Source organism: Marinobacter vulgaris (assembly GCF_003344045.1).
GTDB lineage: Bacteria > Pseudomonadota > Gammaproteobacteria > Pseudomonadales > Oleiphilaceae > Marinobacter > Marinobacter vulgaris.
In genome coordinates, this window is sequence record NZ_QFWX01000003.1 from 458,260 (window position 1) to 472,444 (window position 14,185).

Genomic DNA, 14,185 nt, shown 5'->3' on the forward strand with positions numbered 1-14,185 from the left:
GTCCGGCGTGTGGGGTCAGTTACCTATAGCGACATTGCGCCACGCCTCCTGCTGCTTTTTACGCTGTGCGACTGACTCCTCGGCAAGTTTCAGGGCTTCATTGGCCATGGCTTCAGCTTTCTCATAGTCGCCGTCGGCAGCGGCGGTCTTTGCCGCCTCCAATCGGTCCGAAGTGACAGTCCACTGGAAGGTTCCAGCGTCCTTGTGGGTGCTTTGCGCCTTTGCGTAGAGGTCATTGAAGTCCTCTTTGGGGCCCGCCTGGGCGGCAAGGGGTACAGACAGCGCAAGCAAGACACCGATTGTCAGTAAAGGCTTGTTCATTGTGATTCTCCCTCTCCATCCCCGGCTAAGGCCGGGTTGCCGGACCGACCACTGGCAGGCCATTGCTCATGTAAGTCAGAAAATACTCAAGATTGCGGTACTCCTCACTTTGTGCCGGCAACGGTTCCGCACGTACGTTGTTGTTACATCCTGCGAAACGGCGATGCAGCGTACCCAGCTCACCCCATTTCGAGCGGTGTACCGGAAAGTTTGCCGGTTGCCCAATTGTCGGAGACAGCAGGTCTGCCCGAATCCATTTTCCGGGGTTCTGGACGTGGCAGCTGGCGCAGGAGAAGTTCAGTTGGCCGCGTCGGCTGTAATAGAATTCCTTACCGTCCTGGTAGGCAGCCAGTGCATCGGGATCGTCCGGGACCTTGATACTGATGGGCTTGCCCTGGGAGGTGGATGCCATGTAAGCGGAAATTGAGGCGATAGCCCCTTTTTTCCATCCCAGAGGCTCCTCACCATTGGCTTCGCGGCAGCGGTTTATGGCGAGCTCAAGCGTGATAACTTCGTTCTTCTCCGTGTCGAAGTACGGATAGTTCTGACGAACTCCGATGCCGCCGTTCTCAAAACAACTGGCGTAGGTTTTACCATTCGCAAACGGCGTCTCGAACATCTCCTGCCCTTCGGCAACCGCAAACTCATAGGGCGGAAAATCCTGCATGGACTCCCACTGGCTGCGGCGATCTTCGTCCAGGGCGTACTGGCCGTTGACGAATTCCTCGATGGCAACGTCCGGGAACATCTGCTTGAAGTACTCAACTGTCTCTTTCCGGTCTTCTTCCGGTGTCGAGCCTGCCTGTGCCTGAGGCACTGCAAGCGCTACACCGATAGCGACCAGAATGACTTTCGCTTTAAGCATGTCCAATCCTCCTCTTCGACGGTTCGGAACGTACCTGCCCGCCGATAGTCTTCAGGCGATTGTTGCGGTGGTTGTATCGCTTTCGCCCTTGTTATCGATCCAGCTGATGGTCAGCTCGTCACCTTTTTTGGCTCCCTTGAATCGACACTCCAGGAACGGATCTTTGGATACCGCCGGTCCCCAGTTGGCGACAACGACATCCTTGCCTTTATGGGAAATGCTCAGAACCTTGATGAAATGAGCCGGGATGACATTACCTTCCGAATCCTTTACAAACCCTGAATCCATCGGGTGTCGAACCAGGGCTTTCAGCGATGTCACATCGCCATTCTGTACTGCTCGAACTCTGATACTGGACGCCATTATTGTTCTCCTGTCCGGTTAGCTGTCAGCCGCCGCAGCCGCCAACGGTCACTTTCACATTCTGGGTTGCCTTGTAGGCCTTGCCATCAGAAATAACGACTGAAACCACATCCGTCGTCTCCGCCATCTTCAGACGATTTGATACAAAGGGCAGTGCACCTTCGGATATATCAAAGTAGGCCGCCAGGGCATTCGGGTTCTTGGCTACCAGCAACGCAATGCTGGTAACGTTCGGGAGCGTTGTTTCGACGGTCACGGGGACTACAGCGCCGTTCTGGGCAATAGTTGGCAGATCCATGGTGATCTGGTCCGATTCACTCGCTTCCATCCCGTACAGTTCAGCAATGGTTTCATCTACCCCCGGGGTATTGAATGCCTTCTGCGGCCAGTCGGACGCATCCGGGGCGGCTGCCGCCTCCACTCTCAGCGGGACCATGCCGGCTCCCAGCGCAAAGCCGGCAACCCCTACGCCCAGCATCCCTTTCAAAAAGCCTCTTCGCCTTTGGTCAGTCACGGTAACTCCTCCTCAGCATTTAGAGCGTGTACAGGTAATCCATGATCCGGTTGATTTCCTGTTCGCTCAGGATCATGTGTCGTCCGAATGGCGGCATCACCGTCACCGGGTTGAACTGGGTTTCGTCCCAGATGCGTTTGAACAGAATTTCACGGTCGGGATAGCGGGATTTCATATCCACAAGTTCCGGGCCGATGTTGCCAGTCAGCTTGCCGTCATCCATCTGGTGGCAGGCCAGGCAATTACCATCGGTCCGGCTGAAAGCGAGTTCCTTTCCCCGGTCAATGTCGGCCTGGGTCGGTTCGGCAAACACCGGCCCGGCGGCACTCAGTGCAAGTGTGGTCAAGCACACGGAAATTAACCCTTGTCGCATCACGCAGTCCTCCTCGGCACTCGTTGTGGAGCCTTGTGCTCCTGGTCAGCCTTCACTCGGTTATCCCCTCATCAAGGGGACCTGTCGTGCTTGGTGTCAGGTTCTTGCCCTCTGCCGAGTCGGATACGGTCACTTCACCTTTGCAATCCTTCATGCAGCGCTCGTTGTTCACAACCGGCCGCGGATCGTCCCAGATGAAGCCATCCTGATTGGGCATCTCCACTTTTGGGAGCGTCTCTTTGTTGGCAACAAAGTCCCCATCCACGATGTAATTGAGATTCAGGACATAGGCTGTCAGGGCATAAACCTGATCATCCGACAGCGACTGAGGCGCAAAGAAAGGCATGGCTCTGTGGATGTAGTCCCAAAGCGTCGAGGCATAAGGCCAGTAACTTCCCACCGTCTTTTCCGGACGGTCTTGATCAAGGCTGCCCTCGCCGCCTGCAAGCTTTGGGTAGCGCCCCATGCCTTCTCCGAAGGAACCGTGGCAGGACGCACAATGGGTTTCGTAAACTGCCATGCCTTCATCGACAGAACCACTACCCTCGGGTAGCCCCATACCGTCAGGGCGAATATCGATGTCCCACGCGGCGATCTGTTCATCCGTCGCGGATTCGCCATACCCGTAGTGCCCCGCCTGCTCTGCAGAAGCAACAAAGGGCATTGAGGCCAACAGGATCCCGCAACAGGTTGTGGCGAAAAGGCCTGATGATTTATGAAAGCTGAACATTGACCACACTCCCGTCTGCGTTGACTTGCCAGGTCTGGATCGAGTTCTTGTGATAAATAGAGTTGGTGCCACGAACCTGCCTGAGCTGAGCCAGCGTCGGTTGAACATACCCGGTTTCATCAATGACCCGGGATTGCAGCAGTGCAGGATTGCCGTTCCACTTCCACTCCAGGGAGAATCGGGTCAGCGACTTGGACATTACCGGCTCCCGCAATTGCGCCTTTTGCCAGTTCTGCCCGCCATCAACCGAAACGTCGACAGCTTTTACCTTTCCCCTGCCGCTCCATGCGAGACCTTCAATCTGATGTATACCCTTGCCACGCAATGGCATTTCTGGGCACGGCGATGTGATAACCGACTTGGCTTCCATAACCCAGGTGAAGCCATGGGCTGTGCCGTCTGCCATCAGATCGGTGTACTTGGATGTTTCCTCACGCTGCATCCACGGCTTGTCACCCACTTCCAGCCGGCGAAGCCACTTCACGTGGGTATTACCCTCCCAGCCCGGCACCACCAGGCGGATGGGGTAGCCCTGCTCGCGGCGCAGTGCCTCGCCGTTCTGGGCATAGGCCACAATGACATCATCCAGGGCTTTCTCGAGCGGAATGCTCCGGGTCATGGCGGCACCATCTGCGCCTTCCGCCAACAACCACTTGCCCTCCGGCTTAATCCCGACATCCTGCAGCAGCGTTGAAAGCCGAACACCGGTCCATTCGGCACAGCTCACCATACCGTGCAGGAACTGGAGGGAATTGAGCTGGGCACCACGCCATTCCATGCCGCCGTTGGCGGGACACTCGATAAAGTTGATCTGGGAAACGCTGGGGAATCGCTGCAGATCTTCCATGGAAAGAATGATCGGGCGCTCGACAAGGCCATGAATCATCAGACGGTGTAGCTGAGGGTCGATTTCCGGTCGGCCAGCATGATGGCGCTCGAAGAAAAGACCGTTCGGAGTGATAATGCCTTTCAGGTGTTGCAGTGGGGCAAAGCTGATGGACGAGACTTTGTCGGCGGTCAGCCAGGGTACGTTGCGACGGATGACCTCCTTTTCGAACGGAGATGGAACACCGTATGGGTCGGTAACCACACCCGCTCCGAGAGTTCGGGTCCACGATGGAATCTCGGGGGGATACTGTGTGGCCGCAAGGGCCCTCGGAGCGATACCTGCGAGCGCACCCCCTACCATGGCACCACCGGCGGTGAACAGACCATTCCTGAGAAACCGTCTGCGTTCTGCTGAGGGTAAGCGTTCTGACTCTTCCAGGGCCACTTTGGGTACATCCCGGTTAAGACGGCGGAGTTTGCCGAGCATATTATTTTCTCCTCCTTCGATACCCTCGCGGGGCATTCGGCCGGCACGTCAGTATGGGAGTGACGGACGGTCTTGTTGTTTATGTTATAAGGATATAACTTTGTTTATAGACCTCTCGCGATCAGGTTACAAGTGGTTTGAAATCCGGATTCATAAGACCTTCGTGGGTAAAACTGGCTTTTGGATACTGTTAATACGACGTGAAACTTGGCCAATACAGGCACTTATAGGCCGCGAAAAATAGAAGGAGAATCCGAAATGCATGCAAAAAAAATTAAAATATTTATCAGACTCACCGGTGTGGCTGCCGCAATGCTGATCGGTTCAGGAACGCTGGCTGCCGAATCCGCACCGGAATACCCCCCAGTCACGATTCCGTTTGAAGCGGAGTCCGTGAGCGTGGATAACGTTTACTATTTTTCTGGCCAGTCCGGAGTGCCGGGAAAGCAGAACGAAGGCTTCACGGCCAACGCCGGATTCGTAATCACCGAAGAGGGTGTGGTGGTGTTCGATGCCCTGGGGACACCAAGCCTGGGTGCCGCAATGGTTGATAAAATACGTGAACTGACGGCATTACCCATCACTCACGTTGTTATCAGTCATTATCATGCAGACCATGTTTATGGGCTCCAGGCCTTCAAGGATCTGACCGGAGCAGAGGTTGTCGCTCAGGAAGCATCCAGTGTCTATATCAATAGTCCGGACGCAGACCAGCGTCTCGAACAGCGCAGGCAAGCTCTGTCGCCCTGGGTAGATGAAAACACCAGATTAGTCGCCCCTGATGTCACCTTTGAGAAGGAAACAACACTGGCATCCGGTGATTACCGATTCCGCATCGTGCATGCAGGACCCGCCCACGCGCCGGATGACAGCCTGATGATGGTGGAGCCCGCGGGCGTTCTGTTTTCCGGCGATATTATCCAGAATGACAGGGTTCCATACCTTGCCAGCCCCGAGGTGAACACCGGTAACTGGATGAGAGCCATTGATGAAGTACGGGGGATGGACCCCCGAATCCTGATACCCGGGCATGGCAGGGCATCGGAAAACGCCATGGAGGCCCTCAATTTCACCTATGACTATCTGGCGTATGTCCGGGACCGCATGGAGGCGGCGGTTGAGGCGTGGATTGAGTTCGAGGATGCCTACGAAGAGACGGACTGGTCCCGTTACCAGAATCTGCCGGCGTTCGATGCGTCTAACAAGGCCAACGCCTATCGCGTTTACCTTGAAATGGAAAAGGCGGCATTCGGTGGCGGCGGCTAGAACAGACGATCAGCGGACTGCAGTTGCCCGGGTGACTTTGTTCACTGAGCTGATTTCCTCGCCGTTCCAGATGAACTCGAAATGGGCACTCTGGACAATACTGTGAACGTGCCTTGGCGTGAACAGCCCCCAACAGGTTGCACCGGGTTTTCTTACCGAGAGATATTGCAGCCCTTCTGAGCCGGCCTGGTAAAGCTTGCGTCCGAAAGCCCGGGAGGCTGTGTAACTCTCAGCGTCGTAGATCGGGTCTTCGAAGGGAATGGTCGTGGCGTCATGAAGTTGTGTCTGCCCTACTTTGCATGTCAGCCCCCGAAAAACCAGCCTGTCATAGTCCAGGCCGTGAACCCCTTGCCAGTAACGTGACTGGTGATAAGCAACTTCGGCAATGGCGGTATCAATGCTGTCGCCCATGTACAACACACCGTATTGACCATCACTGAAGCGGCTGCCCTCGGGATTCACGTGGGTAAACGGGCCGGTCGCGTAGGAGCACCCCGGAATTCCGAAAGGGATGTCTTCTTTGCGCACCAGATTAAGATTGCCCAGCTCTGTTTGCAGGCGCGGATTGGTCATCGCCTGGAGTTCATGAAGGGCGTCAAATTCATCCTCATCAGCGACATCGTCAAACAGACTGATGGGTGGGAATTTCGAGTTGATCAGGCGATAACCGACGAGGCTTGCCAATTTGATAACCGGGGGAAGGCCCTGGCTCACCAGAGGCCCCCGCGCAGTACGTCGATGCGTTTGAAGGTTTCATAAAGCGCTGAGAACTGGCCCGTGCTGATGATCTCAAGGGGGCTCTTGCCGTTAAAAAACGGATTATCGTTCTTCAGGGCCATAAAACCGTAAACGTTTTTCGGATTCTCGAAGATCATACGCAAGCACCCGTGGATATTGACCAGGTAGCTGAGCCGCTCGACCTGGTCATGGGTGAGGCTGGCCTGCTCCGGGTTCTTGCGGTACTTGTAGTATGCAGGTCGTGATATCTGCAGGATTTTCTGAACCTGCTCCGGGGTACAGCCCCACCGGTCCAGAATTGTGAACACGGTTTTCAGGCCAACACCCGGGACTCTGCTTTTCTCAATGGGCTCGAGCTTCTGTGCGTGACTCATGTTCAACACCACCAACGTCTGTCATCCGGCTTTTCAAGTTGGTATCAGTGTAGACTATACTCCCACTCAAGTCCATCAATAGACAAACCGGACAGCGTCAGTCCGCGTGGCTTTCGGCCAGTTCAGCGAGGCTCTTGTGCTCGCACTCTTTTTCCGCAAGGAATGAGTCCGAGGAGTCGATAAGGATATTGTCATCGCTCATGAAGCGACGCCCCAACAATGCCGGATAGGAAAACTTGCCGCGATCGGCGAGCGAAAACTCGGTTTTATGAGAGGTACCGGCAATGCAGAATTCCATAATGACGACGTACCGCCTTTGGGAGGATGCGCCCTTGCGCTTGATTTTAACGACGCGCTCAACCGGCAAATTGAATTCAAGAATTACATCGTCCACCTCTGCACCGTCGGCATCATCCTGATCCTTATGGTCAGCCAGCGGTAGCTGGAAACTCACCCATTCTTCTTCACCTTTCTTGAAAGGCTCCACGTTAATGGCGTGCAGGGAAGATGTTTTTGCGCCCGTATCCAGGCGGGCCTTCAATCTCAGGCCTGTTTCTTCCATCACCACCCATTCCACAAAACCGAGTTTTTCGGGAACGCTGTTTTTATCAGTGTGGGAATTGGCCAGCAGGAGTGCCGGGCTGAAAAGCAGCACCGCGGCGATAGATTTCATGAATGTTGAAAGCATCATGTGGCCTCTTTGGCGAAGTGTTTGAGTTGGGGAAAAAATATCAGAAAGCGGTGCTCCAGTTCGCTGTCGTGCTCCTCGATTTCTTCAATAATCCCGCTGAACGCGTTCCTGAAGCGGATGCGGCCGGCGACGCGGTCCAGAGCATATCCGATGTTATCCAGCTCCATGTACGAGCGGAACCAGTCGTGGCGGACGATCTGGGAGGTCACCCGCTGCATGTGTTCGGGCATCAGTGATGAATTGGCATCAAGCTCTGCGTAAACCTGGTTGATAAAGGTATCCGGGTCCAGATGACTGAAGCGTTGCCAGTTTCTTAACAGATAGTGATCATAGAGGATATCCAGGGCAACGCCCGCAAACCGGCGCCGCTGCGGGGAAAACAGTTGCTTGCTGGCGATAACGTCGGGATGGCGATCGGTGAACGCATCCACCGCACGGTGATGGTACAGCCCTGCCCTGACTCTGGCCGGAAGGTCCGCAGGAACGATGCCGCGGGCGAAATCTCCGAGCAGGCTTCCGACACGGGCCTGTGGGGAATCAGGGGAAAGAAAGAGATGGGCGAGGTGATTCAAACCGGCTCCTGCAATAATGGCGGCAAACAGGCGCCTGCCGCCAGAAAACCGGACCCGGAATCAATTGGATCAGAAGCTGAAGGTTACCCCAAGCCCCAGGCCGTCAACGGTGGCACCACTCTTGTCATAATACCGCATGTATTCGAGGTTACCAGCCACTTCCGGTGTTATGTCGACATTGACGCCGGCGCCATACGAGAAGTCGGTTTCATCTTCGGTTGTTGTTCCCAGCGCTGATTGCGCTTCCAGTTCGATACGGGTAAAGCCGAAGATCAGATAGGGCGTTGCCGGTGATTCATTCGCCAGGTTCAGGGTGGCGTAGCCGCCGAAAAAATTGTCCAGCGAATAGTCAACACCATCAATCTGGTCGTCATCGACGCCAAAGCCTGCCCGGGCTTCCAGTCCGAAATATGGCGAGACCAATCCTCCGACCTTGGCGGATAGCGCGCCAACATCCACGTCGTCACGGCCGCTTTCAATGTCGATGAAGCTGTAGTTCAGGCCGGCATAGAGGCTGCCGCCACCGGATTTATAGATGTCCGCAGTGGCGGTCTGGGAAACAGCCAGGGCCGAAACTGAGGCAAGGCCCAACATCAGTGCAATTGGCTTTCTCATAATCAATACTCCTTCTGGTTTCAGAACCACACTTACCAGCGGAAAGTGCAACAGTCTGACGATAAACACCAGTCGCAGGGTCCCGATTTACGCGGAATTTACAGTGATTTAATAAATTCTGGTAAGGCCCTGACACATCGGGGGTTCTACCTTGCGAAAGGGTCAGACCGCCTGTATTCTGTCGCGATCTCTTTGTTCAGCCGGCTTGAGCATCCTTTGAGAAATCTGAATCCCGTCATTTTTATCATCAGCGTCATGTTTATACTTCTGAGTATTTTCATGGTGTTGCCGGTGCTTCTTCTGGCGAAATCTGTCGCTCCGAATGCTCTTGCCTTTGCCGAGTCTGCAAGTATCTGCTTCGGCGTTGGCCTGCTGGGCATTGTGACCACCTACCGTCAGCCCAGAGACCTCAAGCCTCGATACATGTTTGTTCTGACAGTATCAAGCTGGTTCATCATTGCCCTGCTCTCCTCAATTCCTTTCTATCTCAGTGACCTGGGACTGACACTTGCCGAGGCAGTGTTCGAAGGCACCTCCGGCATTACCACCACGGGCGCGACGGTGCTCACTGGTCTCGATACGATGGACCAGGACCTCCTTCTGTGGCGCTCGATCCTGCAGTGGATTGGAGGCATCGGCATCATCGGCATGTTCGTTGCGGTCATGCCCTTCCTTCGTGTTGGCGGTATGAGGCTGTTTGCAACGGAGTCCTCGGAGTGGACCGACAAGGCTCTGCCACGGATGAAAACCCTCAGCCGTGGCCTGCTTTTCGTCTACTTCGGGTTCACGGTGATTGCGGTAACCACCTACTCATTTTCCGGGATGAGTCTTTTTGATGCCTTTAACCACGGCCTGACCAGCATTGCTACGGGGGGCTTTTCCACCTCCGACATGTCCATGGGCAAATTCGATTCCAATCTGATTCTGCTGCAGGCAACGCTGTTCATGATGATTGGCAGCCTGCCCTTTTTCCTCTTTGTACGGGAACTGCACGGCCAGCACGGGGTACTGTTCCGTGACCAACAGGTGCGCCTGTTCCTGACCATACTGCTGGTCATTCCTGCCTTGCTTACGGTCTATCGCTGGTATGTGGCTCCGGGGGAGTTCGACCTTGTAAACGGTTATGTATCGACTCTGTTCAACGTGACATCCGTAGTCACCACAACCGGATACGCCTCCGAGGATTACTCTGCCTGGGGGCCTCTGGCTTTTGTTCTGTTCTTCTTTCTGATGTTTGTGGGCGGGTGTTCAGGGTCTACCGCCGGTGGCATGAAGATTTTCCGCTTCCAGCTATCGCTGATTGTTCTGCGGGAACAGTTAATGCGCCTGCTGCACCCGCGAGCCGTTTTTACCCGTAACTATAATGGCCGCGCTGTGAGTGACGAGATCATCTCCTCGATGATCGCCTACACTTTTATCTTTCTGCTGAGCCTGTTGATCATAACGATTGCGTTGGCGGCCATGCAGCTTGATTTCATAACCAGCCTGTCAGGAGCCCTGACCGTCCTCACAAACGTAGGGCCCGCCCTTGGTGACACCATTGGCCCGGCGGGCACCTTTGCGCCATTGCCCGAGGCGGCCAAGTGGATTCTGTCCGTAGGCATGCTGATGGGGCGTCTGGAGATTCTCAGTGTGGTGATCGTACTTTCACCGGCCTTCTGGCGCAGCTGACCGCTATTTCAGCCACAGCACAGTGGGGTTCTCCAACGGCAAATTCAGCCGCCCGTCCCGCACCCGTAGCCGGGGCGTGTAATGCCCTTCCGGGCGGGTCGGCACCGAGCACTGATACAGGTAGCTGTGGGCCGACCCGGCCAACGGGTGCTGCATGGCCATCGCGGTCACGGTTCTCGGCCCGTATTCTGAGCGCTCAGCCACCAGCTCCACAGCAATCCGCTGTTCGTCGATACCATCCAGGTAGACTTCAACCGTGTAAGTCTGGCTGCCCCCGGACTCACTGACATTGAAAGCGCTGAAGCGCAGCCGGGGCCAATGTCGTATCAGTTCGCTGTGTTCTTCTACGATGCCTTGGGCAGCCTCGGGGGTACGCTGTTTTCCCTGTTCTGCCATGGGCAAATAGAAGCGTTCCACATATTCGCGAACCATCCGGTTCGCGGAAAAAGGAGCCGTCAGCTGATCCATGCTGGCACGGATTTTCTGCAACCATTGCCGGGGAATACCCTCCTGGTCCACATTGTAAAAATCAGGAATCACTTCCCGTTCAAGTAGATCAAAGAGTTCCCCGGCGTCGGAGGCGTCATGGTCGCTTGAGCTGCGCAGTTCCTCGAATGTGGCGCCCGGGCGGATGGCCCAGCCTACACCCGGATTCCAGGCCTCCGCCCACCAGCCATCGTATTGGGAAAGGTTCAGGCCGCCGTTGACCAGCACTTTCATGCCACTGGTACCACAGGCTTCCCATGGATGCCGGGGGCAGTTCAGCCACACATCGACACCCTGGATCAGCTGGTTGGCGACGCCCAGATCGTAGTCTTCGATAAAAACGACCTTGCCTTCCACATCCGGGCGCCTGGAAAAGGCCTTCCATCGCCGGATGATCTCCTTACCCCGGTGGTCATAGGGATGGGCCTTGCCGGCAAGCACGATCTGCAGCGGCCGGTCCCGGCTTGCCAACAGCCTTAGCAAACGTGCCTGGTCCTGTAGCAGCAGGTCGGGTCGTTTGTACTCTGTAAAACGCCTGGCAAAACCGAGTGTCAGAGTTTCATGATCCAGCAACAACCCACAGGCGGCTGCGTGATCGTTGGCGGGGTTCTGCTCACAATGCTGGCTAGAAAGCCTCCGACGGAGGTAGCCGATCAGGCGGCTGCGTTGCAGCCGTCTCATTTCCCACAAGTCTTCATCGGATACTGCTTCCATGGGGCACGAGACCTGCAAAGGGCGGCGCCAGCGATCTTTGCCACAGGCACGCGTCCAGATAGCATCAGATTCCGGTGAATCCCAGCTCGGTGTGTGTACACCGTTGGTCACGAAGTCTGCCGGAATATCTGCGGACGGCCAGCGTGGGAAAAACGGCTGGAAAATTCTTTGCGAAGCTTTTTGATGGAGACGGCTCACCCCGTTGATCCGGCCACTCATATTGAGCGCGAGCAACGCCATGTTCAGGCGTTGCCCGTCGCAATTCACGCCGGTGTTGGCCCCCTCACTACCCAGATTGACCAATTGCGCAATCGTCAGGTCCCGGGCTGCCAGCCATGGAGACAGGTAGAGTTGCAAGAGAGTCCCTGGAAAGTGATCAAAACCGGAGGCCACCGAGGTATGGGTGGTAAATAGATTGGTCGCGCGGGTGGCTGTTCGAGCGGTCTGGAAATCTGTCTGGTGCTCCTCCTGCCAGCTGAGCGCCCGCTCAATGAGCGCCAGTGCGCAGTGTCCTTCGTTGAGATGGCACACGCTTGGGTGAATTGCCAATTGGCGTAACAGGCGCCAGCCACCAATGCCAAGTACCATTTCCTGTTGCAGGCGTTTTTCCGGATCGCCGGTATACAGTTCGCTGGTAATACCCCGGTCCCCCGGCTCATTGCGCGGGTCGTTACTGTCAAGCAGCAACAGCTCGCACTTTCCTACCTGTGCCTTCCAGGCTCTCAGTCGTACGTTTCGGCCGGGAAACGGGACAACCACCCTCACCCACTGGCCGTCATCGTCCCTCAGCGGCGAGACAGGCAGCATCGTCGGGTCGTTGTAGGGATAGAACTCAAGCTGCTCGCCATCAGTGCTTATGGCCTGGCGGAAATAGCCTTGCTGGAACAGCAGCCCCACCGCGGTGACCGGAAGCCCCAGATCGCTGGCGGCCTTGAGATAATCCCCGGCAAGGACACCGAGCCCGCCGCTGTACAGTGGCAAGGATTCACTGATGCCATATTCCATGCAGAAATAGGCAACGCCCTGCCCCAGATCGCCGGCGCAATCGTCTGAATACCAGGTATTGGCGTGGACAAACTGGTGATGGGCCGCGATCTGTTCGCGGTAGCGATCCTGAAAAGACGGGTCCGCAGCCAGCTCTTCCAGCTTATCTCCGGAAACGCTGTTCAGTACCAGCCAGGCGTTACGGGTGCCCTCCCAGGTGTCCTGGTCGAGAGCCAGCCACAGCTCGTCACTACCATGGTGCCAGGTCCACCGCAGGTCCAGTGCCAGCTGAAACAGTCCGCTGAGGGACTCGGGCATGGACCGCGGCGTATAGGCTGCCAGGGTCACGGATGAACTCCGCTCATATCTGTGAGGGCATTAGCGAGCGGTGTAACCGCCATCGATGACCAGTTCACTCCCGGTCACGAATTTGGACTCGTCCGAGGCCAGATAGACTATCCCCCAGGCAATATCATCAGGTTCCCCCATGTGACCCACCGGGTGAAGCGCATCGGTGGCCTTCCTCGCCTCCTCAGGATCCATCCCGGTCGTTTTCAGGTGGCCCTCGACCAATGGCGTCCAGATAAATCCTGGATGAACCGAGTTGGCGCGAATGTTTTCAGTGGCGTACAGCAGCGCATCGGTTTTGGACATCAGCCGCACCGCGCCCTTGGAGGCGTGATAAGGCGGAATGTCCGGAGCGCTGACCAAGCCATAGATGGACGACAGGTTGATGATGCTGCCAACGCCTGCCTTTTTCATGTGTGGGATGGCGTGTTTGGTGCAGAAAAAAACCCCTTTCACGTTTACACCCTGCACTGCATCCCACTCTTCTTCGGTGAGTTCGTGAGTGGGTTTGTTGGCGCCGGCAATTCCGGCATTGTTAACCAGTACCGTCAGGCTGCCAAACGTCTCAGCTACCTTGTCCAGCACCTGTTTGACCTCCTGCTCCTTGCTGACATCGCAATGCCAGTAGCCGGCCTCAAGGCCACGGTCTTTCAGCGTTTTGGCGAGCGCTTTGCCCTCCTGATCCTGGCAATCAAGAATGGCCACCGCCGCGCCCTCTTCTGCCATCCGGGTCACTGTAGCGGCTCCGATCCCCACTGCGCCGCCCGTTACAATGGCAACCTTACCTTTGAGCCGTTCCATAAAAATCCTCCCTGAGATTTTCGTTGGCTTGCCGGCGAACGGCGAAATGGCTCGTCGACCTGTGGTGTTTCTCAAGCCAGTCGATCAGTGAAAAAATGGTAAAGGTGTCATTTTCAACGCCATCGAAATCGACGCCAACGCCATTTTCTGACTTGCGGACAACATGCCCTGTGAGCCGGCGAAACTGCTTTTCCTGTTTGTCAGGAAAGCGGAATTCGAGTTCCAGGGTCTGGTTCAGCTGAACATCGGTGTAGTCTGTGGCAATAAAGAGTCCCCGTTTTGATGCATCCCGGATCTGTCCGGTTGCCACGGGCATGCCGCGCTTACAAACCAGCACGCCAAGCTTTCCATCTGTGCGTTTACTCAGTCTGTGTTCCATGTTTTCCTCCGTGATTCCGCAAGAATGTCATTTGCTGACATTGTCTGTACGGTATCCCACATACA

The 14,185-nt window shown here is 55.8% G+C and carries 17 protein-coding genes; 2 read left to right on the forward strand and 15 right to left on the reverse strand.

Features of this window, described 5'->3' with window-relative positions:
• Window positions 1–15 precede the first annotated feature (15 nt).
• Genes DIT71_RS08315 through soxC form a run of 7 tightly spaced genes read right to left on the reverse strand, consistent with a single transcriptional unit; the run spans window position 16 to window position 4,481 of the window.
• A complete protein-coding gene (locus DIT71_RS08315; protein WP_114612728.1) occupies window positions 16–321 on the reverse strand; it encodes a hypothetical protein in 306 nt (101 codons plus the stop codon).
• Between the two features lie 25 nt (window positions 322–346).
• Window positions 347–1,186 (reverse strand): sulfur oxidation c-type cytochrome SoxA, encoded by an 840-nt coding sequence (gene soxA / locus DIT71_RS08320; RefSeq protein ID WP_114612729.1) that lies wholly within the window; start codon window positions 1,184–1,186, stop codon window positions 347–349.
• A 51-nt stretch (window positions 1,187–1,237) separates the two neighbouring features.
• Complete coding sequence (soxZ, locus tag DIT71_RS08325) at window positions 1,238–1,549, reverse strand: thiosulfate oxidation carrier complex protein SoxZ (RefSeq protein WP_114612730.1); 312 nt, start codon at window positions 1,547–1,549, stop codon at window positions 1,238–1,240.
• Window positions 1,550–1,574: 25 nt separating this feature from the next.
• Window positions 1,575–2,063, reverse strand: coding sequence for a thiosulfate oxidation carrier protein SoxY (soxY, locus tag DIT71_RS08330; protein WP_199490978.1), 489 nt, complete (start codon window positions 2,061–2,063; stop codon window positions 1,575–1,577).
• A 19-nt stretch (window positions 2,064–2,082) separates the two neighbouring features.
• The gene (soxX, locus tag DIT71_RS08335) at window positions 2,083–2,436 is read right to left on the reverse strand and encodes a sulfur oxidation c-type cytochrome SoxX (protein ID WP_114612732.1); all 354 of its coding nucleotides are present in this window, start codon (window positions 2,434–2,436) and stop codon (window positions 2,083–2,085) included.
• A gap of 52 nt (window positions 2,437–2,488) precedes the next feature.
• A complete protein-coding gene (locus DIT71_RS08340) occupies window positions 2,489–3,100 on the reverse strand; it encodes a c-type cytochrome (protein ID WP_114612917.1) in 612 nt (203 codons plus the stop codon).
• Window positions 3,101–3,149: 49 nt separating this feature from the next.
• The gene (gene soxC, locus DIT71_RS08345) at window positions 3,150–4,481 is read right to left on the reverse strand and encodes a sulfite dehydrogenase (RefSeq protein ID WP_114612733.1); all 1,332 of its coding nucleotides are present in this window, start codon (window positions 4,479–4,481) and stop codon (window positions 3,150–3,152) included.
• Between the two features lie 258 nt (window positions 4,482–4,739).
• Between soxC and DIT71_RS08350 the strand changes: the two genes are divergently transcribed.
• The gene (locus tag DIT71_RS08350; RefSeq protein ID WP_199490979.1) at window positions 4,740–5,747 is read left to right on the forward strand and encodes an MBL fold metallo-hydrolase; all 1,008 of its coding nucleotides are present in this window, start codon (window positions 4,740–4,742) and stop codon (window positions 5,745–5,747) included.
• Window positions 5,748–5,756: 9 nt separating this feature from the next.
• Here DIT71_RS08350 and DIT71_RS08355 read toward each other — a convergent pair whose 3' ends face one another.
• From DIT71_RS08355 to DIT71_RS08375, 5 genes are all read right to left on the reverse strand, one after another.
• Complete coding sequence (locus tag DIT71_RS08355; protein ID WP_227538006.1) at window positions 5,757–6,431, reverse strand: RES family NAD+ phosphorylase; 675 nt, start codon at window positions 6,429–6,431, stop codon at window positions 5,757–5,759.
• Between the two features lie 26 nt (window positions 6,432–6,457).
• Complete coding sequence (locus tag DIT71_RS08360) at window positions 6,458–6,859, reverse strand: antitoxin Xre-like helix-turn-helix domain-containing protein (RefSeq protein WP_114612919.1); 402 nt, start codon at window positions 6,857–6,859, stop codon at window positions 6,458–6,460.
• A gap of 97 nt (window positions 6,860–6,956) precedes the next feature.
• On the reverse strand, window positions 6,957–7,550 hold the full coding sequence (locus DIT71_RS08365) for an ATP-dependent zinc protease family protein (RefSeq protein ID WP_227538007.1): 594 nt from the start codon (window positions 7,548–7,550) through the stop codon (window positions 6,957–6,959).
• Window positions 7,547–8,122 (reverse strand): acyl carrier protein phosphodiesterase, encoded by a 576-nt coding sequence (locus DIT71_RS08370; protein ID WP_114612735.1) that lies wholly within the window; start codon window positions 8,120–8,122, stop codon window positions 7,547–7,549. The genes DIT71_RS08365 and DIT71_RS08370 overlap by 4 nt, the downstream gene beginning before the upstream one ends.
• A gap of 69 nt (window positions 8,123–8,191) precedes the next feature.
• The gene (locus DIT71_RS08375) at window positions 8,192–8,737 is read right to left on the reverse strand and encodes a porin family protein (RefSeq protein ID WP_114612736.1); all 546 of its coding nucleotides are present in this window, start codon (window positions 8,735–8,737) and stop codon (window positions 8,192–8,194) included.
• Window positions 8,738–8,992: 255 nt separating this feature from the next.
• On the opposite strand from DIT71_RS08375, the gene DIT71_RS08380 reads away from it, so the two are divergent.
• Complete coding sequence (locus tag DIT71_RS08380) at window positions 8,993–10,408, forward strand: TrkH family potassium uptake protein (protein WP_114612921.1); 1,416 nt, start codon at window positions 8,993–8,995, stop codon at window positions 10,406–10,408.
• Between the two features lie 3 nt (window positions 10,409–10,411).
• Here DIT71_RS08380 and glgP read toward each other — a convergent pair whose 3' ends face one another.
• The 3 genes from glgP to DIT71_RS08395 are packed head-to-tail and all read right to left on the reverse strand — an operon-like array spanning window position 10,412 to window position 14,120.
• Window positions 10,412–12,940, reverse strand: a complete 2,529-nt coding sequence (glgP, locus tag DIT71_RS08385) for an alpha-glucan family phosphorylase (protein WP_114612737.1) — start codon at window positions 12,938–12,940, stop codon at window positions 10,412–10,414.
• Between the two features lie 30 nt (window positions 12,941–12,970).
• Complete coding sequence (locus DIT71_RS08390) at window positions 12,971–13,741, reverse strand: SDR family NAD(P)-dependent oxidoreductase (RefSeq protein ID WP_114612738.1); 771 nt, start codon at window positions 13,739–13,741, stop codon at window positions 12,971–12,973.
• Window positions 13,722–14,120, reverse strand: coding sequence for a PilZ domain-containing protein (locus DIT71_RS08395; protein WP_114612739.1), 399 nt, complete (start codon window positions 14,118–14,120; stop codon window positions 13,722–13,724). Before DIT71_RS08395 ends, DIT71_RS08390 begins: the two co-directional genes overlap by 20 nt.
• Window positions 14,121–14,185: the final 65 nt, after the last annotated feature.

What these genes read in the sequence shown, in the direction of transcription:
- soxC (WP_114612733.1), bottom strand. Translation starts at nt 4,481, where the DNA reads ATGCTCGGCAAACTCCGCCGTCTTAACCGGGATGTACCCAAAGTGGCC.
- DIT71_RS08395 (WP_114612739.1), bottom strand. Translation starts at nt 14,120, where the DNA reads ATGGAACACAGACTGAGTAAACGCACAGATGGAAAGCTTGGCGTGCTG.
- DIT71_RS08390 (WP_114612738.1), bottom strand. Translation starts at nt 13,741, where the DNA reads ATGGAACGGCTCAAAGGTAAGGTTGCCATTGTAACGGGCGGCGCAGTG.
- DIT71_RS08315 (WP_114612728.1), bottom strand. Translation starts at nt 321, where the DNA reads ATGAACAAGCCTTTACTGACAATCGGTGTCTTGCTTGCGCTGTCTGTA.
- DIT71_RS08375 (WP_114612736.1), bottom strand. Translation starts at nt 8,737, where the DNA reads ATGAGAAAGCCAATTGCACTGATGTTGGGCCTTGCCTCAGTTTCGGCC.
- DIT71_RS08360 (WP_114612919.1), bottom strand. Translation starts at nt 6,859, where the DNA reads ATGAGTCACGCACAGAAGCTCGAGCCCATTGAGAAAAGCAGAGTCCCG.
- DIT71_RS08340 (WP_114612917.1), bottom strand. Translation starts at nt 3,100, where the DNA reads ATGCCCTTTGTTGCTTCTGCAGAGCAGGCGGGGCACTACGGGTATGGC.
- DIT71_RS08365 (WP_227538007.1), bottom strand. Translation starts at nt 7,550, where the DNA reads ATGATGCTTTCAACATTCATGAAATCTATCGCCGCGGTGCTGCTTTTC.
- DIT71_RS08380 (WP_114612921.1), top strand. Translation starts at nt 8,993, where the DNA reads ATGTTTATACTTCTGAGTATTTTCATGGTGTTGCCGGTGCTTCTTCTG.
- soxZ (WP_114612730.1), bottom strand. Translation starts at nt 1,549, where the DNA reads ATGGCGTCCAGTATCAGAGTTCGAGCAGTACAGAATGGCGATGTGACA.
- soxA (WP_114612729.1), bottom strand. Translation starts at nt 1,186, where the DNA reads ATGCTTAAAGCGAAAGTCATTCTGGTCGCTATCGGTGTAGCGCTTGCA.
- soxX (WP_114612732.1), bottom strand. Translation starts at nt 2,436, where the DNA reads ATGCGACAAGGGTTAATTTCCGTGTGCTTGACCACACTTGCACTGAGT.
- DIT71_RS08350 (WP_199490979.1), top strand. Translation starts at nt 4,740, where the DNA reads ATGCATGCAAAAAAAATTAAAATATTTATCAGACTCACCGGTGTGGCT.